General features: G+C 59.4%; 21 protein-coding genes and 1 other RNA gene. 7 read left to right on the forward strand and 15 right to left on the reverse strand.

The window, feature by feature from the left end; translation table 11 throughout:
* Positions 1 to 98: 98 nt before the first annotated feature.
* The 5 genes from QDI87_RS03750 to QDI87_RS03770 all read right to left on the reverse strand — a co-directional run bounded on the left by QDI87_RS03750 (position 99) and on the right by QDI87_RS03770 (position 5,131).
* Positions 99 to 1,046: a ribose-phosphate diphosphokinase gene (locus tag QDI87_RS03750; protein WP_036378525.1), complete on the reverse strand. Its 948-nt coding sequence runs from the start codon at positions 1,044 to 1,046 to the stop codon at positions 99 to 101.
* A gap of 145 nt (positions 1,047 to 1,191) precedes the next feature.
* Positions 1,192 to 2,559, reverse strand: coding sequence for a bifunctional UDP-N-acetylglucosamine diphosphorylase/glucosamine-1-phosphate N-acetyltransferase GlmU (gene glmU / locus QDI87_RS03755; protein ID WP_036378524.1), 1,368 nt, complete (start codon positions 2,557 to 2,559; stop codon positions 1,192 to 1,194).
* 39 nt (positions 2,560 to 2,598) lie between these two features.
* Positions 2,599 to 3,363 carry a GntR family transcriptional regulator gene (locus QDI87_RS03760; RefSeq protein ID WP_036378523.1) on the reverse strand — a complete coding sequence of 255 codons (765 nt, stop codon included), beginning with the start codon at positions 3,361 to 3,363 and terminating at the stop codon, positions 2,599 to 2,601.
* Positions 3,364 to 3,372: 9 nt separating this feature from the next.
* On the reverse strand, positions 3,373 to 4,257 hold the full coding sequence (ispE, locus tag QDI87_RS03765; protein ID WP_248617188.1) for a 4-(cytidine 5'-diphospho)-2-C-methyl-D-erythritol kinase: 885 nt from the start codon (positions 4,255 to 4,257) through the stop codon (positions 3,373 to 3,375).
* A gap of 22 nt (positions 4,258 to 4,279) precedes the next feature.
* Positions 4,280 to 5,131: a 4Fe-4S binding protein gene (locus tag QDI87_RS03770; protein ID WP_036378522.1), complete on the reverse strand. Its 852-nt coding sequence runs from the start codon at positions 5,129 to 5,131 to the stop codon at positions 4,280 to 4,282.
* 211 nt (positions 5,132 to 5,342) lie between these two features.
* Here QDI87_RS03770 and QDI87_RS03775 point away from each other — a divergent pair, with 211 nt between their 5' ends.
* From QDI87_RS03775 to cydC, 4 genes are read left to right on the forward strand one after another with little or no spacing between them, the layout of a single operon-like run.
* Positions 5,343 to 6,713 (forward strand): cytochrome ubiquinol oxidase subunit I, encoded by a 1,371-nt coding sequence (locus QDI87_RS03775; RefSeq protein WP_036378521.1) that lies wholly within the window; start codon positions 5,343 to 5,345, stop codon positions 6,711 to 6,713.
* Positions 6,713 to 7,726: a cytochrome d ubiquinol oxidase subunit II gene (cydB, locus tag QDI87_RS03780; protein WP_036378532.1), complete on the forward strand. Its 1,014-nt coding sequence runs from the start codon at positions 6,713 to 6,715 to the stop codon at positions 7,724 to 7,726. The genes QDI87_RS03775 and cydB overlap by 1 nt, the downstream gene beginning before the upstream one ends.
* Positions 7,727 to 7,745: 19 nt before the next feature.
* Positions 7,746 to 9,380, forward strand: coding sequence for an ABC transporter ATP-binding protein/permease (locus QDI87_RS03785; protein WP_051652285.1), 1,635 nt, complete (start codon positions 7,746 to 7,748; stop codon positions 9,378 to 9,380).
* A complete protein-coding gene (cydC, locus tag QDI87_RS03790; protein WP_278519677.1) occupies positions 9,377 to 10,996 on the forward strand; it encodes a thiol reductant ABC exporter subunit CydC in 1,620 nt (539 codons plus the stop codon). Before QDI87_RS03785 ends, cydC begins: the two co-directional genes overlap by 4 nt.
* 73 nt (positions 10,997 to 11,069) lie before the next feature.
* Here the strand turns inward: cydC and QDI87_RS03795 are convergent, their stop codons facing one another.
* Complete coding sequence (locus tag QDI87_RS03795) at positions 11,070 to 12,782, reverse strand: phosphoethanolamine transferase (RefSeq protein ID WP_278519679.1); 1,713 nt, start codon at positions 12,780 to 12,782, stop codon at positions 11,070 to 11,072.
* A 65-nt stretch (positions 12,783 to 12,847) separates the two neighbouring features.
* Between QDI87_RS03795 and QDI87_RS03800 the strand changes: the two genes are divergently transcribed.
* Both QDI87_RS03800 and QDI87_RS03805 read left to right on the forward strand, forming a co-directional pair.
* Positions 12,848 to 13,552 carry a hypothetical protein gene (locus tag QDI87_RS03800; protein WP_036378519.1) on the forward strand — a complete coding sequence of 235 codons (705 nt, stop codon included), beginning with the start codon at positions 12,848 to 12,850 and terminating at the stop codon, positions 13,550 to 13,552.
* A 625-nt stretch (positions 13,553 to 14,177) separates the two neighbouring features.
* A complete protein-coding gene (locus tag QDI87_RS03805) occupies positions 14,178 to 15,536 on the forward strand; it encodes an MATE family efflux transporter (protein WP_036378518.1) in 1,359 nt (452 codons plus the stop codon).
* A 12-nt stretch (positions 15,537 to 15,548) separates the two neighbouring features.
* Here the strand turns inward: QDI87_RS03805 and QDI87_RS03810 are convergent, their stop codons facing one another.
* From QDI87_RS03810 to QDI87_RS03835, 6 genes are all read right to left on the reverse strand, one after another.
* Positions 15,549 to 16,409, reverse strand: coding sequence for an EamA family transporter (locus tag QDI87_RS03810; protein ID WP_036378517.1), 861 nt, complete (start codon positions 16,407 to 16,409; stop codon positions 15,549 to 15,551).
* Positions 16,410 to 16,826: 417 nt separating this feature from the next.
* Positions 16,827 to 17,489 (reverse strand): energy-coupling factor ABC transporter ATP-binding protein, encoded by a 663-nt coding sequence (locus QDI87_RS03815; RefSeq protein ID WP_036378516.1) that lies wholly within the window; start codon positions 17,487 to 17,489, stop codon positions 16,827 to 16,829.
* Positions 17,486 to 18,292 carry an energy-coupling factor transporter transmembrane component T family protein gene (locus QDI87_RS03820; protein WP_255240480.1) on the reverse strand — a complete coding sequence of 269 codons (807 nt, stop codon included), beginning with the start codon at positions 18,290 to 18,292 and terminating at the stop codon, positions 17,486 to 17,488. Before QDI87_RS03820 ends, QDI87_RS03815 begins: the two co-directional genes overlap by 4 nt.
* Positions 18,293 to 18,318: 26 nt before the next feature.
* On the reverse strand, positions 18,319 to 19,332 hold the full coding sequence (gene cbiM, locus QDI87_RS03825) for a cobalt transporter CbiM (protein WP_255240481.1): 1,014 nt from the start codon (positions 19,330 to 19,332) through the stop codon (positions 18,319 to 18,321).
* Between the two features lie 187 nt (positions 19,333 to 19,519).
* Positions 19,520 to 19,856: a transfer-messenger RNA gene (ssrA, locus tag QDI87_RS03830) on the reverse strand.
* Positions 19,857 to 19,970: 114 nt separating this feature from the next.
* Positions 19,971 to 20,240 carry a hypothetical protein gene (locus tag QDI87_RS03835; protein ID WP_255240482.1) on the reverse strand — a complete coding sequence of 90 codons (270 nt, stop codon included), beginning with the start codon at positions 20,238 to 20,240 and terminating at the stop codon, positions 19,971 to 19,973.
* A gap of 132 nt (positions 20,241 to 20,372) precedes the next feature.
* Here QDI87_RS03835 and QDI87_RS03840 point away from each other — a divergent pair, with 132 nt between their 5' ends.
* Positions 20,373 to 20,924, forward strand: coding sequence for a phosphoribosyltransferase family protein (locus QDI87_RS03840; RefSeq protein ID WP_055160167.1), 552 nt, complete (start codon positions 20,373 to 20,375; stop codon positions 20,922 to 20,924).
* A gap of 94 nt (positions 20,925 to 21,018) precedes the next feature.
* On the opposite strand, the gene QDI87_RS03845 is transcribed toward QDI87_RS03840, so the two are convergent.
* From QDI87_RS03845 to QDI87_RS03855, 3 genes are all read right to left on the reverse strand, one after another.
* Positions 21,019 to 21,519: a hypothetical protein gene (locus QDI87_RS03845; RefSeq protein ID WP_036378512.1), complete on the reverse strand. Its 501-nt coding sequence runs from the start codon at positions 21,517 to 21,519 to the stop codon at positions 21,019 to 21,021.
* A 117-nt stretch (positions 21,520 to 21,636) separates the two neighbouring features.
* Complete coding sequence (locus QDI87_RS03850; protein WP_255240483.1) at positions 21,637 to 22,089, reverse strand: hypothetical protein; 453 nt, start codon at positions 22,087 to 22,089, stop codon at positions 21,637 to 21,639.
* Between the two features lie 309 nt (positions 22,090 to 22,398).
* Positions 22,399 to 22,629: a glutaredoxin family protein gene (locus tag QDI87_RS03855; protein WP_005842176.1), complete on the reverse strand. Its 231-nt coding sequence runs from the start codon at positions 22,627 to 22,629 to the stop codon at positions 22,399 to 22,401.

The raw sequence follows: 22,629 nt of genomic DNA on the forward strand, positions 1-22,629 counted from the left end.
ATCACCTTCTCCAGATAGTAAAAGATCACATAGCAAAAGAGAGCCTCAACAAAGGCTCTCTTTCTTTTTACGGTCTGTCCTTGAAGGACGCGCGGATCTTAGCGAAAAAGCTGGCTGACCGAGCGGTGGCTCTGGATGCGCATCATGACATCACCGAGTGCGTCGGCAAGCGACAGGACGACGAACTTGTCGGACTGCTTCTCCGGCGGCAGCGGGATCGTATCCGTGATGACGAGCTTCTCGATTGGGGACTCGTTGATGCGCTGGACAGCCGGGTCCGAGAGGATGGCATGCGAGCACGAAGCAAAGATGCGCTTTGCACCGCGCTTCTCGAGGGCACGGGCGCCTTCGCAGAGGGAGCCTGCCGTATCGACAATATCGTCGATGATGACGGCCGTCTTGCCCTCGACATCGCCGATGAGGTTCATGACCTCTGCGCAGCCCGGTTTCGGACGGCGCTTCTCGATGATGGCAATCGGTGCCTGCAGGTGGTCAGCGAGAATGCGCGCACGCGTGACACCGCCGAGGTCCGGGGAGACGACGACGACATCGTCGAACTTCTGTGCGCGGAAGTAGTTCGCGATGACCGGAGCTGCCGCCAGGTGATCGACCGGAATGTCAAAGAAGCCCTGGATCTGGCCAGCATGGAGGTCAACGGTCACGACACGGGTCACACCGGCCGTCGTCATGAGGTTGGCGACGAGCTTTGCCGAGATTGGCTCGCGGCCACGCGTCTTGCGGTCCTGACGTGCATAGGCGTAATACGGGACGACAGCCGTGATGCTGTGTGCCGAAGCGCGCTTGCAGGCATCTGCCATGATCAAGAGCTCCATGAGGTTGTCGTTGACGGGATAAGACGTCGGCTGGATGATGAAGATATCCTTGCCGCGGATGCTCTCGCTGATCATGACCTGCGTCTCACCATTGTTGAAATGACCGACATATGCATCACAGAGGTTGACGCCGATGTGGTCGGCAATCTTCTTTGCAAGATCCGGGTTTGCATTACCGGTCAGGATGCATAAGTTAGCAGTGTCTAAAGCCATTTTGATAAAATCCTCCAAATCCTTACACCTAAATTATTGCTCGAAGAGGACGGGCTCCGCCCATTCGTCTCTCCTTACAGTATATCACAGGATGCGCAAAAAGGACATATTTCCTTTTATTTTGCTTATTTTATTTTACGCGTGCTCACTCGTCGCGCTTGTCATGCCAGCTCTCAATGACCGTCTGGCGGGCGCGCGCAATCGAGAGCTTGCCCTTCGGTGCCGTCTTCGTGATGGTCGAGCCAGCTGCGATGTAGGCATCATCCTCGATCGTCACAGGAGCGACGAGGTTGGAGTTGCAGCCGACGAAGGCATTGTTGCCGATCTTCGTGCGGTGCTTGGCCTTGCCGTCGTAGTTGACCGTGATCGTGCCGCAACCCATGTTGACATTCTCGCCCATGTCGCAGTCGCCGATGTAAGAGAGATGCGGCAGTTTCGAGCCCTTGCCGATGTTCGAATTCTTGACTTCGATGAAGTTGTCGATCTTGACGCCTTCAAAGAGGTGCGTGTTCGGGCGCAGGTGGACGAACTGGCCGAGCTTGACATCGTCATCGATCTGGCACTCGTGCGCGTAGATGAACTGGCCTGTCACGCGGTTGCCGCACTTGACATCCTGGAAGCGGACATTCGGGCCGATCTCGCATTCCTCACCGATGACCGTGCCATGCTCGAGCCACGTCATCGGGTAGATGACGGTATCGCGGCCGACCTTGACATCATCGTCGATGTACGTCGTCGCAGGATCCATGATCGTGACGCCCTCGCTCATGAGCTCCTCGTTCTTGCGGCGGCGCAGGATCTTCTCGGCACCGGCGAGCTGCAGGCGCGAGTTGATGCCGAGCGTGTCCTCGTAGTCGTCAGCGGCGACAGCCCAGATCTTCTCGCCCTTCTTCTTGAGGATCTCGAGCACATCCGGCAGGTAGTACTCACCCTGCGCGTTGTCGTTCGTGACGTGAGAGAGCGCCTCGAAGAGGTCCTTGGCCGCAAAGCAGTAGATGCCCGAGTTGACCTCGCGGACCTCGCGCTCCTCTGCCGTCGCATCCTTGTGCTCGACAATCTTCTCGACAGAGCCGTCTGCCGAGCGGATGATGCGGCCATAGCCCGTCGCATCCGGCATGATGGCCGTGAGGACCGTCGCCTTTGCCTCGGCTGCCACATGCTCGTCGTAGAGCTTCTTGAGCAGCGCGCCCGTCAAAAGAGGCGTGTCGCCGCAGAGCACCATGACCGTGCCCGTCTCATCCTTCAGCAGGTCTTTCGTCTGCAGGACGGCATGGCCCGTGCCGAGCTGCTCCGTCTGCGTGACGAACTCAGCCTGGTCGCCGATGGCCTCGCGGACCATCTCGCCGCCAAAGCCCGTCACGACGATGTTGCGCTTCGCACCGGCAGCTTTAGCCGCATCGATGACATGCTGCAGCATCGTCTTGCCTCCCGCCTTGTGCAGGACCTTCGGCAGCTTCGACTTCATGCGCGTGCCCTTGCCGGCCGCTAGGATGACGGTTACTAAATCTGACATACTATCGTTCTCCCATCTCTTATTCATATAACATGTATCTCATGCGTCCTGCTTGGACGGATGCGCTTTCTTCTTCTTTGAGCCCTTCGCAGCAGCCTTGCGGCTCGTCGCGATGTCCATCGCCTTCAACAGCGTCTTCTCGGAGTTCTCCATATGGTGCTCCGCTGCCTTGCTCGCGCCGCGCTCATCGCCGTTGGCGATGGCCTCGACGATCTCGCGGTGCTCATCGAGCGTCGCCTCAAGGCGGCCCGGATACGACATCGACAGCGTGCGAAAACGGGTGAGCTGGTCGCGCAGGTTCGAGATGATGCCGACGAGGCGGTTGTTGCGCGCCGCATGATAGAGCAGGTCGTGGAACTCGATGTCCGTCTCGACGATCTTCTCCATCGCCGCTTCGTGGTCGTCGCCCTCCTCGTACTCCTTGATGTAGCCGCCGATGATGACGAGCAGGCGCTGCAGGTGCTCGAGCTCATCTTCTGTGATATGCTCTGCAGCCAGGCTGTTCGAGAGGGATTCGAGTGCCGTGCGGATCTCGAAGATCTCATTGATGTCACGGATTGACATATCCGCAACGTACGTGCCGCGTCGCGGCATCATGACGACGTATCCCTCGAGCTCCAGCTTGCGGATTGCCTCTCGTACCGGCGTGCGGCTCACGCCAAGTTCTTCTGCAAGCTTGATTTCCATGATGCGCTCGCCAGGCTTGAGGACGCCCTTGCGGATCGCCTCGCGCAACGATTCGCAGACCACCTCGCGCAGTGGCTGGTAGCTATCTAATTTGATTGGAGACAATCTCTGTTCCATGTGCTTCCCTCAATTCTCATCGTGATTTTTATCTGCTGTCTGGCAGACGAAGATATCCGCGTCCGTACGCTCTTCCAGGTAAGCCGCTGCAGACTGTGCCTCGCTCTCTGACGAAAAGAGCCCGAATACAGTCGGGCCGCTGCCAGACATCATGCTGGCCAGTGCGCCCTTCTCCATCATCCAGGCCTTATACTGCGCAATGACCGGATACTGCTTTATAGTAACACGTTCAAGAACATTGCACAACAGGGAGGCAATGCCTTCCCGGTCATGGCCAGCGATTTTCTCGCGGATGGCCGCATTGTCGGGGTGGACCTCTGTGCCCTGCTCATCGTAGTTCCGGTAAGCCCAGGCCGTGGAAACGGATATCTTAGGCTTGGCGAGCACGACCCAGAACGGCGGCACCGGGCTCAGTGCTTCCAGGACCTCGCCCCTCCCCGTCGCCATCATCGTGCCGCCCATGATGCAGAACGGGATATCGGAGCCGAGCTTCGCACCGTACGCACAGAGCTCTTCCTGTGTCAGGCCGAGATGATAGAGTGCATTGACGCCGCGCAGCACAGCAGCTGCATCCGCGCTGCCGCCCGCAAGGCCTGCCGCAATCGGGATGCGCTTCGTGAGCTCAATGCGCACGCCGCCCGGAGTTTCTTCGCCGCCGAGCAGCAGTTGCGCCGCCCGCCAGGCCAGATTCCGCTCATCAGCCTCGAGGCCCGGCACATCGAGCACGAGCTCGATGCCGCGCGGGATCTTCGAGAGCTTCACCGTGTCGTGCAGTCCGATGGACTGCATGACCATCGCGACCTCGTGATAGCCATCTGGCCGCTTGCCCAAGATGTCCAGTGTCAGGTTGATCTTGGCATTTCCGTCTACGATAATCGAATCATCGGTAATCAAATCGTCCCCTCCTATCATCATGTCAGCGGTCCAGCGGGAAATCGCGCTGCCCTGCAAAGTGCGGCACGAGTTCCAGCGCGCCCTGCGGGCAGTGCAGTGCACAGAGATTGCACCCTGTGCAGGATGCCCCCGCAAAGTGCAGGGCCGCATGCTCGCCGCGCTCCAGCACGACTGCCCCTGTCGGGCAGACGACGGTGCAGAGGCCACAGGCCGTGCAGCCGTCTCGCAGCGCCAGCCCACAGAACAGCTCGCATGCTTCTGTCTGCTGCTCCCGCAGCCAGGCCGAAGCATCGAAGCGGAAGCTCCGCTCGATCTGCGCTTCTGCTATTTCCTGCAGCCCCTCGGCCGTCGAGTGGAACAGAGCTTGGAAAAAGCTGCGCCGTTCGACCTTCCGCGGCTTTTTCGGCTGCGGCGGTGCCGGCTTGACGTGGACGAGCGCAATCGTCTTCTTTCCCGCCCGCGCGAGTGCATCGTTGCAGGCCGTGACTTCCTGCTGAAGCCAGGCAAAGACGGCCGGACGGCACGATTCACACCGTGAGATGTCGAGGCTCAGCGGGCGCTTTGTCGCCAAGCTCCAGAGCAGCCGGCGGTCGAGGAAGCCGAGGCAGTGCACGCCGCCGGGGCTGGCCTTGCCGCACATGAGGACCTGTGGCGTGAGCGCCATCGTCTTCTTGAGGGCCTCCGCGTAGTCCTCCGGCGCCTCAATGGCCGCCGCGGGACAGACGGCAGTGCAGAGGCCGCAGCCGTCGCAGGCTTCTTGGTCCACAGCGTGGCTGGCAATGGCCCGCTGCGGGCAGATCTCCTCGCAGCGATGACAGTCCGCCTTGCCGTCGCGCACGAGGCAGCGGCCCAGGTCGATACTTCGTTTCTCCACGATACTTCTCTCCTATCATATATTGTATTTATTATACCACATCTACGTTTCTCATGCGATTTTTCTACGGAATCCAATCCCCATTGCTGCGATAATTATTTTCTTTTACGATTCAATATAATTTTTCTTGTCTCTCCTGCCGTTTTAGGCTATAATGGAATCATAAATAGAATGCATCACGATGCACTAATAAAAAAGGAGGGCAACATTCATGGATGCACTGATCCTATCCCGATGGCAATTCGCCATCACAACTGTCTACCATTTTCTCTTTGTCCCCGTAACACTCGGGCTCTCGATCTTCGTCGCACTGCTCGAGACGTGCTACGTCCGCACAAAGCGCCCGGCCTGGAAAGAAACCAGCCGCAAGCTCGTCCGCTTCTTCGGGACGCTCTTCATCATCAATTTCTCGATGGGCGTCGTGACCGGTATCGTGCAGGAGTTCCACTTTGGCATGAACTGGTCCGAATATTCCCGCTTCATGGGCGATATCTTCGGCGCGCCGCTCGCGCTCGAGGCACTCACGGCCTTCTTCCTCGAGTCAACCTTTCTCGGCATCTGGATCTTCGGCTGGGATAAGCTCTCGGAGCGCCTCCACTGCATCTGCATCTGGATTGTCGCCTTCGCGAGCAACCTCTCAGCCTTCTGGATCCTCGTCGCGAACTCCTTCATGCAGCATCCGGTCGGCTTTGTCATCCGCAACGGCCGCGCAGAGATGACGGACTTCTTCGCGCTCGTCACGAATCCGTACGTCATCGGCGAGTATACGCACACGCTGTTCTCCGCCATCGCAACGGCCGGCTTCCTCGTCATGGCTGTCTCGGCCTGGAAGGTCCTGCACGACGAGGCCTCGCGCCGCGCCTTCACGCAGACACTCAAGGCAGGTGCCGTCTTCATGCTCTTCGGTCTCTTTACCACGATGGGCAGCGGCCACCTGCAAGCGCAGTACATCGCACAGGTCAACCCGATGAAGCTCTCCTCGGTCGAGGCGCTCTGGGAGACGGAAGACCCGGCGCCGTTTGCCATCGTCGCCGACATCGATGAAGATGCACACAAGAACAACTTCGAGCTCACCGTGCCCGGCGCCTTCTCCTTCATGCTCTACAACACGCCATCCGGCGCCGTGCCGGGCATCAACCAGATCCAGAAGGACTACTCGGAGAAGTACGGTCCCGATGAATACCGTCCAGATGTCACCGGCCTTTTCTGGAGCTTCCGCATCATGATTGCTCTCGGAGGCCTCATGATCCTCCTCGGCCTCGCTGCCGCTTACTTCGGCTTCACGAACCGCCCATTGGCCTGCCCGTACTTCCTCAAGGCACTGCCGTGGCTGCTGCCGCTGCCGTACCTCGCCAACAGCGTAGGCTGGTACGTCGCAGAGGCTGGCCGCCAGCCCTGGATCGTGTTTGGCCTGCAGAAGACGAGCGATGCCGTCTCACCGAATCTCACGGGCGCAGATGTCTGGCTGACGATGGCCGGCTTCACGCTCCTCTACCTCGTACTCGCCATCGCTGCCCTCTGGGTTGCCATGCGGTTTATCAAGAAGACACACATCTCCTTTGAAGAAGGGAGGAATGCATGATGGATCTCAACATTCTCTGGTTCATCCTCATCACGGTACTCTTCACGGGCTTCTTCTTCCTCGAGGGCTTCGACTACGGCGTCGGCGGCATCCTGCCCTTCCTCTCCTCCGATGAGAAGGAGCGCGGCGAAGTCCTGCGCACGATCACGCCGGTCTGGGACGGCAACGAAGTCTGGATGATCACGGCGGGCGGTGCGCTCTTCGCGGCCTTCCCGCACGTCTACGCCACGATGTTCTCCGCCTTCTACCTCGCGCTCTTCCTCATGCTCGTCGCGCTCATCCTGCGCGGCGTAGCCTTTGACCTGCGCGGCCGCCAGCAGAGCGCCTGCTGGCAGCGCTTCTGGGATGGCGCCATCTGCTTCGGCAGCATCGTGCCCGCCTTTCTCTGGGGCGTCGCCGTCACGAACCTCATCGCCGGCATCCCAATCAACGAGAAGATGATCTACACGGGCGGTTTCTTTGACCTGCTGACGCCGTACACGATTGTCGGCGGCCTCGCCTTCCTCTTCGTCTTCCTGTTCCACGGCACGGCGTTCCTCACGCTGCGCCTCGCGAAGAGCAGCCTGATCATGCGCTGCCAGCAGCTCGCCCTGAAGACGGGCGTCACTGCGGCCATCTTCTTCGTTCTCTGCATGGCGATGACGCTGACGTACACGGACCTCTTCACAAAGCCGCTGGCTGCTGTCGCCCTCGTCGGCGCTGCGCTCTTCTTCGTCATGGCCATCCTGAGCATGAAACTCGCCAAGGGCAAGGCCAGCTTCCTCCTGAGCACGGCTGCCATCGTCGCGACGACCGTCGCTTTCTTCGCGGGCCTCTTCCCGCGCCTCATGGTCTCGAGCCTCAACCCGGACTGGAGCCTGACAATCACGAATGCCGCCTCGAGCCCCTACACGCTCTCTGTCATGACGATTGCGGCGGCCGTCTTTGTGCCGATCGTCCTGATCTATCAGAGCTGGTCCTACTACATCTTCCGCAAGCGCGTCACGCCTAAAGATGCAGAAGAACATTATTGAGGAACGGATACCTACTACCATGAATATGAAGCAGACCTTTCTCTACAGAGCCCTGCAGCGCGAAAAGGGCGTGCGGCGGCAGCTGTTCCTGACGGAGCTCCTGCGCGCACTCGCCATCCTCGGCGCCTGCGGGACGGCCAGCCTGGCCACCAGCCAGGTCTTTCTCGAGAAGGGGAGCCTCAGCACGACAGCACCAGTTCTCCTGGTGCTGTTTCTTATGCTCGGCTCCCTCCACCTCCTCGGCCTGCGGCAGGCACATCTGCTGCAGACGCTCTCAGATGGCGTGCGCGCGAGCGTCCGCCAGAAGCTCCACCTGCACCTCCTCTCACGCCAGGGGCAGACAGACCGCACGCTGACGCGCCGGCTATTGCCGCTCGCACTCGAGAGCACGGATGCGCTCGACGCCTGGTTCACGAAAGTCCTGCCCGTCGTACTCGGCATCGCCGTCGCCATGCCCTGCCTTCTCGTAGCCGCGCTCTTCATTGACCCGATGACGGGTCTCTTGATGCTCGTGACGGTCCCGATCGCGCCGTTCCTGCTCTACCTCATCGGGCGCGTGACGCGCGAGGCGAGCGAGGAGCAGTGGCGCGAGATGAACCGCTTCTCGGCAGGACTCGCGGAGATCCTGCGCGCCCTGCCGACACTCAAGCTCTTCTCGCGGGAGCAGGCGGAGCGCGAGCGCGTCAGAGGTCTAAGCCGCGACTTTGCAAGAGCCGCTCTGCGCGTACTTCAGCTCTCCTTCGTCTCGGCTTTCGCCCTCGAGCTCATCACGACGCTCTCCATCGCCATCATCGCCGTCAGCATCGGTCTGCGGCTGCTCTACGGGCAGCTGACATTCACGGCGGCCTTCTTCGTGCTGCTCTTGACGCCAGAATTCTACCAGCCGCTACGCCTCTCCGGCACGGCTTTCCACAGCGGCATGACAGCCTTCACCGCTGAATCTGCCCTGTCGGAAGTCGCCTCGAACGCATCAATACCAAGAGGAGTTCCAGGCGCGCCCCCCTTCCCCGATACCTCTGCGCCCCTCACTGTGCAGGCTCTCTCCTTCCGCTATCCGGGCAGCCCGCTGCCACTGCTCGACTGCGTATCGTTCGCCGTCGCAAAAGGCAGCCTGACGGTGATCTCGGGGCCGAGCGGTTGCGGCAAGACGACGCTCATGCGCCTGCTCGCAGGGCTGCTGACGCCAGAGAGTGGGACCATCCTTCGCTCCGAAACCGCGCCTTGCAGCTATGTGCCGCAGGAGCCGCATCTCTTCAATGCGACGCTCTTGGAGAACATCACGCTGTTCCACTCGGGTTTCCGCGAGGACGATGTGCGGGCGGCACTTGAGCATCTCTCCCTCGACAGCTGGCTGGCCGCTCTGCCGCAGGGACTCGCAACTCCTCTCGGCGAGGGCGGCCAGAGCCTCTCGCAGGGCCAGCGCAAGCGCCTCGGCCTCGCGCGCGCCCTCGTACAGGGACGGCCGCTCATCCTGCTCGACGAGCCGACTGCCGCGCTCGACGAGGAGACTGCAGCATCGATACGCAGCGTACTGCTCTCCCTGCGCGGCACACACACGCTGTTTGTCATCAGCCACGACGAGCAGCTGCAGGATGCAGCAGACCATCTGCTGACCTTTGATGCGATCACGATGAAAGGAGGTACTGCCGTATGAGGAAGCTCCTTCGCCTGACCTCAGCCGCCGAATTCCTGCCCGTATTGCTCGTGAGCCTCATGGCACTCTTCACGGGGCTCGCGCTGCTCGGCGCCTCGGCCTGGCTCGTCGCCTCCGCGGCCCTGATGCCGCCCCTCTACACGCTGGCACTCGGCATCACCACCGTGCGTGCCTGCGGCATCGGCCGCGCCGTCTTCCGCTACGGCGAGCGCTACCTCTCGCACCGCATGGCCTTCCGCATCCTGACAGAGATCCGCCTCTCCTTCTACGACGCAGCCGCGCGATGCCTGCCGCTGCGCAGCGGGCCCGCGCGCCAGGGCGAATTCCTGCACGACCTCATGGCCGGAGCTGACGACCTGCGCGACTTCTACGTCCGCGCGCTGCTGCCCATCACGGCCATCGCCACCATCACCGCACTCACCACCTGGCTGCTCGCCGGAGTCCTAGGCCCCTTCGCCCTGCTCCTGCCCGTTCTCGGCCTCGTGCGCCTGCGTCTCGCCATTCTCGGCCGCCATGCAGATGAACGCGAGCGACGCGCGCGCGATGCAGCCTACCGCAGCGCTCTGCTCGACGCAGCAGGCGGCGCCGACGAGCTGATCTGCGCGGGGGCCGGACCTGCTGCAGACCGCCTTGCCGCCCCAGCAAACCAGCTGCTCGCGGGCGATCTGCGCCTCGCCCAAGGCGATGCGCGGCGCGACGCGATGGCAAATCTCCTCGATGCCGCCCTCCTGCTCGTCCTTTTTGCGCTCTTGATCTGCCGCGTGACGGCAGACGAGCTCAGCGGCATCGACCTCTGTGTCTGGTTCCTCGTCCTCCAAGCCCTGCTCGCTGAGTTCCGCAATCTGCCAGAAGACGTGCGCCAGTGGCGCCGCAGCCTCGCTACTGCCAAATTCCTGCCGGACCGGCCAGCAGGCAGAGAGACACATCCTGCAGCAACAAGTCCAGGCAAGTCCCCCCTGCCGGACAGCATGCCACTCCTTGAAGCGCAGGATATTTCCTTCTCTTACCGTCAGGGACAGGGCATCCTCCAGGATCTCTCCTTCCACATCGCGCGCGGCCAGCACACGGCCATCATCGGCGCAAGCGGCGCGGGCAAGACGACGCTCTCAAGACTCCTGATTGGCGTCTGGCCGCCCGACAGCGGCACACTGCTCCTAGAAGGACAGCCCTATGCCAGCCTTCCCGCCTCCGCCATCCATCAGGCCATCGCCGCCCTGCCCCAGGGCAGTGTGCTGCTCTCCGGCTCCATCCGCGAGAATTTCGAGCGATACCGGCCGGAATGCTCCAGAGAGGATATGCATGAAGCACTCACAGACGCCCAGCTCAGCGAAGTCATCGCCGCGCTTCCAGATGGCATTGACACGCCGCTCGGAGAGGACGCCTGCAACCTCTCCGGCGGCCAGCGCAGCCGCCTGCTCACAGCGCTCGCCATCGCCGGCAATGAGCCCCTCGTCCTGCTCGACGAGCCGACCTGCGGACTCGATGCGAAGACAGCTGCAGCCCTTATCGATGCTCTCTTCCAGAGAATCCATAAGACTGGCCAGACCTTGCTCGTCATCACCCATGAAAACGATATCCTCAAGAACTTCTCCCAAGTCCTTGAACTGCGGAAATAGCAGCGCGCACTGAGCGCTGACAAAAAGAAGCCTTGCCTACATCAGCCGGCAAGGCTTCTTTTGATATAACGCATCATTTCATCTCGGTATCGTAGTCGTGGCCCTGCACCATGCGGTGCGCTCTCGGCTGGAACGCGGGATTGATGACACTCTTCCTGGGATCATACTCCGGCGTGCGGATATCCAGGAGGTCGAGCAGTGTGTGGATGAAGTCATCCGTCATGTACGGACGGTTGACGGCCGCCCGGAGCGCCTGCCACTTCTCCGGATGGTGTGCCTTGTAGGCAGGTGATGCCCAGAAAATCATCGGCACCTCGAGCGTCTCCTTCGTCGGGTGCTCCTCGACATGGCCCGAGAACGTGCTGCCGCGGTCGTAGAGCGCCTCGCCGTGATCGGGGATGTAGACGACGATCGCATCCTTATCGGCAAATTTGCCCATCAGGCTCGTGACGACAAAGTCATTGTAGTAGAGCGCATTCTCATACTGCGCGATTTCCGTGCGCTTTTCCTGAGACAGCTCATCCTGCGGCGGCGGCACATCATCGGCCGTGAATTTCGAGAAGATGTAGGGGAAGCGCATGTAGTAGAGCCCATGGCCGCCCATCAGGTGAATGAGGTAGAAATTCTTGGGTGCAGGCGACTGCAGGGCCTCGTCGACGAGCGGGAACAGTGCCTCATCGTAGATGCCGCTGTCCTCATGCGACTCACGCAGGCGCGTGAAGCGGCTGTAATCACTGCGGCCCGCAAAAAGCTGCGCGACATTGCCCCAGATGCCCGAACTCTCCTGATTCGAGAGCCAGTACGTCCGGTAGCCTGCCGCCTTCATCGTGTCGATCATGTTGTTGTAGGCGTACCACGGTTTCGAGGAATCCATGTCCGCAAACGTCAAGAGCTTGCGGAGCACGGCGACCGTCGCAGACTCCGGCGAGATGGTGTCGCGGAAGACGGCGAGCTCCCCTTTCTCATTGAGCGCATCGAGGTTCGGCGTGTTCTCCAAGGGATAGCCATAGAGGTGCATGCGGTCGCGCGTCGTCGACTCGCCGAGGATGAAGACGACGTACGGCGTATCGCTGTGGTTCTCCGCGATCTCAACGTCTGACGATGCCTCCTCCTTGAGCTTCTCAAACGCGCGGATATTCTCGACCGATGTCGTCGCCGCCCGCCCGACGCGCACGACAGGCACATCGAGCGAATCATTGATGATGAACGAGTAGTAGCGCGTCAACAGGATGCCGCCTGCAGCCAGCGAAGCGACGATGACGAACGGGATGGCGATGGAGAGGCGGTGACGCGTCAAAAGCGGGATCTTCACTGCGCCGAGCCTGCGATAGGCAAAGACACCCGCCACGACGAGCAAGACAGCAGCTACCACGCCCTTCCAGCCCACGTACATGCGGATGAATTCCCCTGCCTCGCGCGGATTCGTCTGCAGCACCGCTGTCACGATACCCGCGCCGATGAGCGAGCTGTACTGCACGATGGAGAAGAACTCCACCCCGCCGAGCAGCAGCGAGAGAAAAAACGACGCGGCGAACAACAGGCGGCGCAGCCTGCGTAGCGGAATGAAGCCCAGCAGCAGGATGTAGAGCAGCACCCCGCCGAGCAGGAAGACCGCATCCACGGCGAGCACGTCGAGCTGCCCTCCTCCGTAGGTATGGACATTGAGCCAGGCAATCGGCGCAAGGTTCAGGAGATAGAGCACGATCAGCAAGCCCGCTTCATGTGCGACGATATGCGTACCGCGTGCCCAGGCCCTGAGCAAGAAATACTTCAACGCATCCAACAAAATTCCCAACTCCCCGTATACATGGTATAATTATAGATATTATACACGATTCTGGAGGTTTTTTCATGACACAAGATACATTCCATAAGCTCGTCCACCTCGTGATGGACTCCCCCGCCCATCCGCCCGAGAAACTCTTCGCCGGCGGCATGGACAGCTGGCACGCCCGCGCGCGTCTCGCCCACTTCCTCGCCATGAAGGGCATCGACAAGACGGATGAAGCACTCGAGCTCTTCCACAGTGTCGTCGAAGCCGACATCGACGAGGAGAAGGCTGAGGACGTCGAGGAAAAGGTCTTCGCCCTGCAGCGCTTGAGCTCACTCGAGAAAGAACTCGGCAAGTTCGACGACAGCCTGCGCCACATCGACATGGCCATCGAGCTCGCCGAGTCGACGGATTTCCTCTACAAGTACATCCTGCGCGGCGAGCTCTGGGCCGACCGCTGGAACCTCATGCACAAGATGAATATGACGCAGGAAGCCGAAGCCGAGGTCGACGAGCGCATCGAAGCCTACAAAGACATCCCCATCCACCACAACAGTTACCTCTACTACGGCTACCGCTTCAAGGCTCAGCTCTCCGCCGAGCGCGGCGTCACACTCGTGGCAAAAGACTACATGCACATGGCACTCCACGCGATGGAAATCCCGAAGGAATACGAGGCAGGACTCGAAAAGGCCTTCTCCGCCACCCACGACAACGCCTCGTGGATCCTCACAGAAGTCGACAAAGCAACGCCAAATCCCGATAACCTGCACTGGGATATTTGAAAAATGCGTTTGCCGACGAAGGGGGCTGTATTTCGGCTTCGTCGCTCCGCTAAATAAATGTGTGCCGACGGAGGGGGAATACATTTCGGCTTCGTCGCTCCGTTAAATGTGCCCCATGCGATCGATTGCAGCCAAGATAATCCGCCGCCTGCCGCGGCGTTCTCACATCGACTGGCAAAGCAACGCCTCCTCGGGGCACAGCCCTGCGGGCAGTCACTGCGCTCCTGCAGGCGAAATGTCTCCCCCCTCCAAAAGATACATCCTACAACGGAGTCTCTCTCCCGCTACGTTCCTGCAAAAAGCCTCATCCGCTCATCGATGATACGACGAACAGTTGAGGCTTTTTACAACCGTACCTTGGCCCGAAGGGCTGGATGAGCATAAGCGTAGCATTTGATGTTCTGCGTTAAGAAAGGATTTTTTCCCACCAAGCCCCTTACAAAAAAGCGTCGTCCAAGCGAAGCGCGTTTAGCGTTTTGTAAGGTTGCATTAAAAGGCAAAAAATTCTTTTAGCAGAACATCATTGCGTAGCGTTGCTCAGCCAGCCCCTCGGGCTTACTCTACAGTTGCCCCCTTGACTCAATCCGAATTGTAGTGTTTACTAGGAAGTCAAGGGGGTATTTTTGTGACCAAGAACATGACAACCGGCAGCGTCGCGAAGAACATCGTGTATTTCTCGCTGCCATACTTCTTCTCGTATTTCCTGCAGACGCTCTACGGCATGGCCGACCTCTTCATCATCGGCCAGTTCGAGGGAGCGGCAAGCATCACGGCTGTTTCGATTGGCAGTCAGGTCATGCACATGCTGACCGTTATGATCGTGGGGCTCGCGATGGGCACGACGGTCACGATTGCACAGGCTGTCGGCGCGGAGGACCACCAGCGCATCCGCAAGGCCATCGGCACGACGGCTGTGCTGTTCTTCGGCGTCTCACTCGTGCTGGCCATGCTGCTGGTCGCGCTGCGCGGCGGAATCACCAGCGATATGGAAACACCGATAGAGGCTGTATCTGGCACACAGTCGTATCTCCTCATCTGCTTCTTCGGCATCCCACTCATCACCGCCTACAACATCATCGCATCCATCTTCCGCGGCCTCGGCGACGCCAAGAGTCCGATGTACTTCGTCGCAGTGGCCTGCCTCTGCAACATCGCACTCGACTACCTCTTCATGGGCGCCATGGCGATGGGCCCGAGCGGCGCGGCCTGGGGCACCGTCATCTCACAGGCCATTAGCGTCGTGCTCGCCCTCGCCTACGTGAAGAGCGGCCGGGCAGGCATTGCACTCACACGACAAGACTTCCGTCCGGAACGTCCCGTGCTGCGGCGCCTCCTGCGCATCGGCGTGCCGATCTCGCTGCAGGACGGTTTCATCCAGGTCGCCTTCCTCGTCATCACTGTCATCGCGAATATGCGCGGCCTGACTGACGCCGCTGCCGTCGGCATCGTCGAGAAAATCATCAGCTTCATCTTCCTCGTGCCCTCGTCAATGCTCTCGACCGTCTCGGCGCTCGGCGCGCAGAACATCGGCGCGGGCAAAGTCGGCCGCGCACAGCAGACCCTGCGCTATGCACTCGCGATGACCGTCGGCTTCGGTATCACAGTCTCCATCTTCACGCAGTACGCCGCCTACGACATCGTCGCGCTCTTCACTTACGATGCAGCCGTCATCGTGGCAGGCGAGGCATACCTGCAGGGCTACATCTTCGACTGCATCTTCGCGGGCATCCACTTCTGCTTCAGCGGCTACTTCTGCGCCTGTGGACGCTCCGAGATCTCGTTCCTGCACAACATCGCCTCCATCGTGACAGCCCGCATCCCGCTCGTCTACCTGACCTCCATCTGGTACCCCATGACCCTGTTCCCGATGGGCCTCGCGACAGCAGCAGGCTCCCTCGTCTCCGTCGTCATCTGCATCGGCGCCTTCCTCTACCTTCGTGGCCACGGCATTCCGGCCTTCGCGAAGAGAGATGCCGCTGCCTGAAGGGGCACGACCTCAGCCCTTTGTCCTGAGATTCCCCACGATCACGCCGAGGAAGATCAGGGCGACGCCGAGCCACTGCACGAGAGCGATGTGCTCGCCAAGGACGAAGAAGGCCATGAGGATGGCCATGGGAAGCTCCGACGAAGTCAGGATGCTGCCGAGCGACGGTCCAGTGTGCGGGATGCCGATGGAAAAGAGAAGCGGCGGCAGTGCAATGCCAAAGATGCCGAGCGGGATGCCGTACGGCGCGGCGGCGGCAAGGCTGCCCAGGGACAGCAGGAAGGTCGGCGGCATGAAGGCAAAAACCACAGTGGCCGCTCCGACGGACATCAGGGCACTCTTGAGTACGGGCGGCACCTCACAGCCGACCGTGCCGCTGACGAGCAGGACAAAGGAATAGCTGACGGCCGAAGCCAGTCCCCAGAGCACGCCGCTCGTCAGGGAGATGCTATCCGAACTGCCAACGAGTCCCGCCGCGAGCACCGATCCCGGCAAGAGGATCGCGATGGCCGCGATTTTCTGCCTGTCCGGCAGGCGGCGCGAGAAGACGCAGTCAATCGCCGTGCTGACCCAGACGAACTGGAAGAGCAGGATGATGGCAAACGAAGCCGTGACCGTCTGCAAAGCCGTGTAATAGAACATCGTCGTCAGGCCAATCGGCATGCCGCAGCAAATGAGCGTCAATGCCCGACGGCCATTCAAAGGAAAGCCCCGATGGCGCAGGGCCGCCATCCACAGCAGAAGCATGCCGAAAAAGACCTGCCCGCCACAGACTTCCGCAGGCGTCAGCCCTGCCGCATAGGCAATCTTCACGATTGTCGAGAGGATGCCGTAACTGCATCCCCCGAGAAAGACAAGCAACGCGTATTTCATGTATTCCCTCTCCTTTACCTAACTCTCATTCAACAGAAAAAGCCACGCAGCAGGCGCTGCGTGGCGAAAATGACGCGTGTCAGAAAAATCCACTCTCAGGAACACATCCCGAGTTTTAGATGAAATCACGTATAGGATAACAAAAGATGAGCCAAGATGTCAAGGCCAGCTGTCTTCAAAGAGAGACGACGGCAGGGGATGGCTGAGCAACACTGCGCGACGGCCGTCTGCTAAAAGGATTTTTTGCCTTTTATGATAGCCTTACAAAAGAGCTAAACGCGCTGCGCTTGAACGACGCTCTTTTGCAAGGATTCTGGTAGGCAAAAAATCCTTTCTTCACGCAGACAGCCAAACGCTCCGCTTTTGCTCAGCCATCCCCTGCTGCATCTTGCCCTTCTTCTTTGCCCTAGCCAGCAATCACCCCAGCTGATGCTCTGCTGTCAGTCTCAGTTCCCTGTCAGCAATCCGGCCAGCGATATCGGGATGGTGTGAGGTCACGATGATGGTCTTGCCCGCATCCTTGAGCGACTGCAGGAACTGCGTCAGCCATGCCTGACTCTCGGCATCGAGGAAGTTCTCCGGCTCGTCAAGTGTCCAGACGAGCGGATTCATCGTGAAGATCGAAGCCAGAGCCGTGCGCTTCTTCTCGCCGCCCGAGAGAAAGTACGGCGCCTTATCGCGCAGTTTTTCCAGTGAGAAATACGCAATGGCATCCTCCACGCGCTGATGCACCTCGTCCTCTGGAAGCCCCATCTGCAGGGGGCCGAAGGCCAGCTCCTCCTCCACACTCGCGCAGAAGAGCTGCGCATCCGGGTTCTGCCAGACATAGCCCACGCGCTGGTGGAAGTACTTGGAATAGCGGTGCTCGCGCATCTTCTTCGCCGTGATGGCCGTACCCTCAAAGGTATACGTGCCGATCTCCGGGAATACGAGTCCGTTCAAGAGCCGCAGCAGCGTCGTCTTGCCCGAGCCGTTCGGCCCCGTCAAGAGCACGGCCTCCCCCTTCTTTATCGTAAAGCTGATGTGGCGCAGGACCGGTTCATGGTCGAACGCACAGCAGACATCTTCAAGCGCGATCAAAAGAATCCCTCCAGACGAAGATACAGGAAAGCATACAAGGCAAGCAGGGCGAGCAGTATCAGCCGCCCCATGAGCGGGCCGCGCCGTCTCTCCCCCGCCATGACGGGGTACTCGCCCGTAAAGCAGCGGCAGCGCATGGCCTCGGCCATCTCGAGCGAGAGGCGCTGCGAACGCTGCATGACAATGCCCATGATGCCAGCCATCGCCCTGTGCTTGCGGGGATTGTGGCCGACAGAGCGCAGCTTCAGCGACGTCAAGAGAAGCGAGGCCTGGTCGCCGAGCAGCACGAGGTAGCGCAGCGTCGTGTCAAGGATGAAGATGACCTCCGGCGGCAGGTGGAAGCGCCGCAGTGCCGCCGTGATCTCATGCCACGAGAAATACTGCTGCAGGAGATTGAGCGCTGTCACGCAGAGGAATGTCTTGAACGGCAGCAGGATTGCCGGGCCCGTGCTCCAGAAGATGAGCGCTGGCAGGATGAGCAACAGGCAGAAAAGGGCGGCTGTCAATGCTCCCATGACGATCTGCCGCAGCTGTGCCCCTGTCAGTGCCGTCATGAGCACGAGCTCCCCTCCGAGCACGGTCCAGAGGAATGCAGGCGTGCGCGCCGTGACGACGGCCAAAAGCAGCAGGATGAGCAGCGCGAGTGCCATGCCAGCCTGGCCGCGATAACGCCTGCCCGCCTGCGCGCGCAGGACCTTGAGCATCTCCATCATGCGCAAAAGGGACCGGGAGATGAATGCATCCCGGTCCTTGTCAGGTCTGTATGATTCTTCTCGCTTTGCCCAATCCGGCAAATCCATCATGAAGAACACCTCAAATCAAAAGTCACTCAGCGCCCCGACAGAGAATCGCCGTAATCTGTGTGTGAAGCGAAGAGCGGTGCCGCCATCTTGAAGAGGATGACGAGCAGTGCCGTGCCGATGAGCGCCGAGAGGATGTAGCCGAAGGCATCCGGCAGCCCTGCAATCGCATAGTCCGGGAACAGCGCGTCAAACGAGAAGCCCTGCTCCATCCCCGCCGGCGTATAGCCGAGCGCCGTGCCGAGGAAGTCCTGGTCCGCGAGTTCCTCCGGATCCCATTCGCCCCAGGCCGTTCCTGCCGCGAGCAGTCCGAGCGGCGTGCAGACGATCAGTGCTGCAACCAAACCGTAGAGGGCACGGTTCGTCTTCACGCGGACCGACTGGAAGAGGTCCGGCGACGTCTTGCGCAGGTAGGCAAGCACGGCCGTCGTGAAGACGACCTCCGCGAGTCCAAAGAGAGTCAGATGGCCGATCATCATCGCCGGCACCGAGATCCAGAGCGGATACGGGCAGTAGAGCGCCTGGCCGGCTGCATCCGTAAAGAGCAGCGGCTGAATGCCAAATTCGATGGCCGCCACGAGCGCTGCCGCATTGATGCCGACGTACGCGCCGAGCCCCGCTGCCATGTACTCGCCCGACGAAGCGGTCAGGCGTTTGCGCAGGAACTGGTAGACGGCGTAGCCCGTGAACGGCAGGACAACCGCCATATTGAAGCAGTTCGCGCCAAAGGCCAGGATGCCGCCATCCCCGAAGAAGAGTGCCTGGATGAGCAGAGCCACGCTGACAGACAGGCACGCGGCATACGGGCCGAACAAGATCGCGATCAGCGTGCCGCCGACCGCATGGCCCGTCGTACCGCCCGGCAGCGGCACATTGAACATCATACCGAGGAACGAAAGCGCCGCTGCGATGCCCAGGAGCGGCAGCTTCTCCTGCGGCACATGGCGCCTCACCTTCGAGACGGCCACGAGCCAGACGGGCACCATGGCCGCGCCGAGTACCGCACACGTCGACGGGCTCAGGTAATTCTCTGGAATATGCATGATTTCATCTCCCCTATAAATAAACATGATGATTGATGCTTTCATTATACGTCATCTTCATGAATGCTGTAAGCCTCCCAGGGGGATAGAAATTTCGTTCTACAGCAAACCGGCAAACAAAAAGACCCGGGAATCCGCCCCGAGTCTTCTTGTATCAAAGCCGCTTCTCAGCGGCGAATCTCCAAAATGGTGGAGGTGAGGAGAATCGAACTCCTGTCCGAAATACATCCACATCACAAAGCATTATCGCAATAGCCCGGGAATGCGGGCATCATAGGAGCGGAACTCCAGGATTCAGAGTTCTCCACCACCTGTTTTTACAAAACAGGAAACTGCCGTCTTTATTTAAAACCTCCGGGTTGGCTGACGGTTCGTACTTCCAGAGGGGCTATCTGAGCTAGGCTCAGGCAGCGTAAGCGTATTCAGCTTCGTCAGTTGAATTTAGCGGTCAAGCTTCAGGCATTCATGACCATTGGCCTGCGAACTTCGTGGCTTCAATACCCCGTCGAAACCATTGCACCCCCGATAAGAAATGCTAGAAAAAAGCCGTCTTGAACGGCTTTTTCTCTTATCTTCATATTATAGCCGGTGCAGTCGAAAAATGCAAGTCTTCCTGTGAATTTCTTTTGGCCCCTGCCTCATTCCTGCTCATCCTGATGGATCTCAGCCTGCTGCTGTCGCAGGGCCTCGATGCCGATGCGGAACTCGTCAATGGTCAGCTTGAAGTACGGCAAGGTCTGCAGGGCCTTGTAGACGTCCTGCTGGGACTTAGCAGATTCGAGTTTCTCGCCGATGCCGTCTTCCGTCAGGGCGTGGAGCAGGATGTGCGTGATCTGGTCGAGGGCACGCTGCTCCTCGCTGATGCCCTCTGCCTCATCGTGGCCGTGAATCTCATGGATATCGCTCATTTATGATAACTTCCTTTCTAAATTGCTGATGTTTATTCGATTTTCACTGCCAACGGCCTGCACACAATTGCACCGCGCCCATCATCATAGTATAATGGATGAGGAATATAGATGAAATGAAGAGGTGCTAAGATGGCAGATCGATATTATACGTTACACATTGCAGGCTGCACGCGCAACCTGCCCATCCTCAATGTCACGGACAAACTGGCCATCGCCGGCTTTGTCATGCTCGGCGATGTGGAGCTCACGGACGCCTGTGCGCAGGCGCTGGCCAAGAAGGTGCCGCCCGAGACAGATTACGTGCTGACGGCGGAGACGAAGGGCATCCCGCTCGCGGAGGAACTCGCGCGCGCACTCGGCATGGACCGCTACATCGTCGCGCGCAAGTCGGTCAAGGCGTACATGGAGAACGCGCTCTGGGTCGATGATGTCTCGATCACGACGAAGGGCACGCAGAAACTCTGCCTTGACGGCACGGACATCGAACGCATCAAGGGCAAGAACGTCCTGCTGCTCGACGATGTCATCAGCACGGGCGGCTCGATGAAGGCGCTCGTCGAGCTGACCGAGAAGGCTGGCGGCAAGGTCATCGGCCAGGCATGTGTGCTCGCCGAGGGCAATGCTGCCAAACGCGACGACATCATCTTCCTCGAGCCGCTGCCGCTCTTTGATGCGCAGTGAGCCCTGAATCGCCTAGTTGCATATGAGAAAACCCGCAGTGATGCGGGTTTTCTTTTTATGCGCAGTTATGCGGTTTTACACCAGATGCACCCGATCAGAACTTGACCGAGACGCCGACGCCGACGCCGTTCTCGCGGCTGCCCTCATCCGGCTTGAAGTTGTGGTAGTTGACGTTGAGGTCGACATTGAGCAGCAGGTTCTTGTTGACACCGACCTGCGTCTCATTGAAGTCCTTGCCCGCGACATACGAAGCGTAGGCATCAAAGCCCAGTACCTTCGGCGTGCTCACCGCAACGCCGGCGAAGGCATTATCCTTATCATTCGGGAGGTTCCAGCGGTAGCCGCCGATGACCTTGAGTTCAGAGCCGACGATATCGTACTGCAGGTAGGCATCCTTGTGGTCGCCCTTCTCATCGCGGTCCGCATACTGGAAGCCGACCGTCGCCTTATTCGTCACCTTGTGCTCGATGTAGCTCTCCTTCGTGCCAACGCCGACAGCCGTCTCGTGATTGGCCATCTGGTTGATAGGAGCTGCCATCGCATAGGAAGAGCTGACGAGGAGCAGTGCCGCCGTCAGCAGTGCTGATTTTTTCATGTAGGTCCCTCCAAAATGAAATCCATTCATGTGATAGTCATAATCATACAGGAAAATTCTACATGATTTTTACGAAACTGTCAAATCCGCAGCTCTTTCCGCATCGAAGTGAGCGGTTTACGGCTTCCATGTCGCAGGAGCCTGGCCGTTGCCGAAAAGCTTCTGCATCGCCGCAGTATCCCGATAGGTAGCTGTAGGCGCATCATTTTCCACATTGGCTGATTTGCCGTTGAAGTAATAGACGTTATAGGCATCCCCCTTTTTTTCAATGCGCACGCCTGCCCAGTTGCCCCGGTCCGCCTCATCCAGATCAATGTGGCTTGGATCCAGGCCCGTTGCATTCCAGAGGCCGGTAAATTGCTTGTAGGGCCAGCCATTGACCTCCACGGTTCCATCTCTGCCACCGTTTGCATACGCCTTTATCTTGTCATTCCAGTTGGACTGCAGGTCAAGCTCTACCCATGCCCCCTCGCTTTCAAGACGGATTTTCCTGTTTTGTATGGCACTCTTAAGCCCCTGCTCCAGCTGGCTCTGGGCAAATCTCTGATGTCCTTCCTTCGTATTATCCATCGCATAGGCAATGGTCTTGGATATCTGGAAGTAGGCATCGCTGACGGCCTCGGCCAGCCCGCCCTTGGCAAAGATTGCTGCAGCGATGCCGACGATAAAGGCAAGAATCAGAGCGTATTCGACGATGCCCTGACCTTTTTGGTACCATTTATGATAATGATTCGATTACATCGGTTTCATACATACCACCTATCCACCTATCGTTAACGTAAAACATTCTATGTTATCACCTTCCATTATAGTATGGGGGTAACAGAAAAGCCAGCTAAAAATAGCTGGCTTAAGAGGGAGAATGTATGATTGTAAGGCTCAGAGGCCGAGCAGTGCGTCGAGCTTGGCTTTGTCGAAGCTCACGACGAAGTCCTTGCCGTTGACGGTCGTGACAGGCACGATGAGGTCGCCGGAGATCTTGTAGCATTCGTCGCGGTCGGCATCGCTGAGCTCGATGTTGTGCTCCTCGTAGGCCACACCTCTGGATTTCAGGTATTTTTTGACTTTATCGCACCAGGGGCACTGCGTGATAGAATAGACTTTTACCAT

This window comes from Mitsuokella jalaludinii (assembly GCF_928722185.1).
GTDB classification, from domain to species: domain Bacteria; phylum Bacillota; class Negativicutes; order Selenomonadales; family Selenomonadaceae; genus Mitsuokella; species Mitsuokella jalaludinii.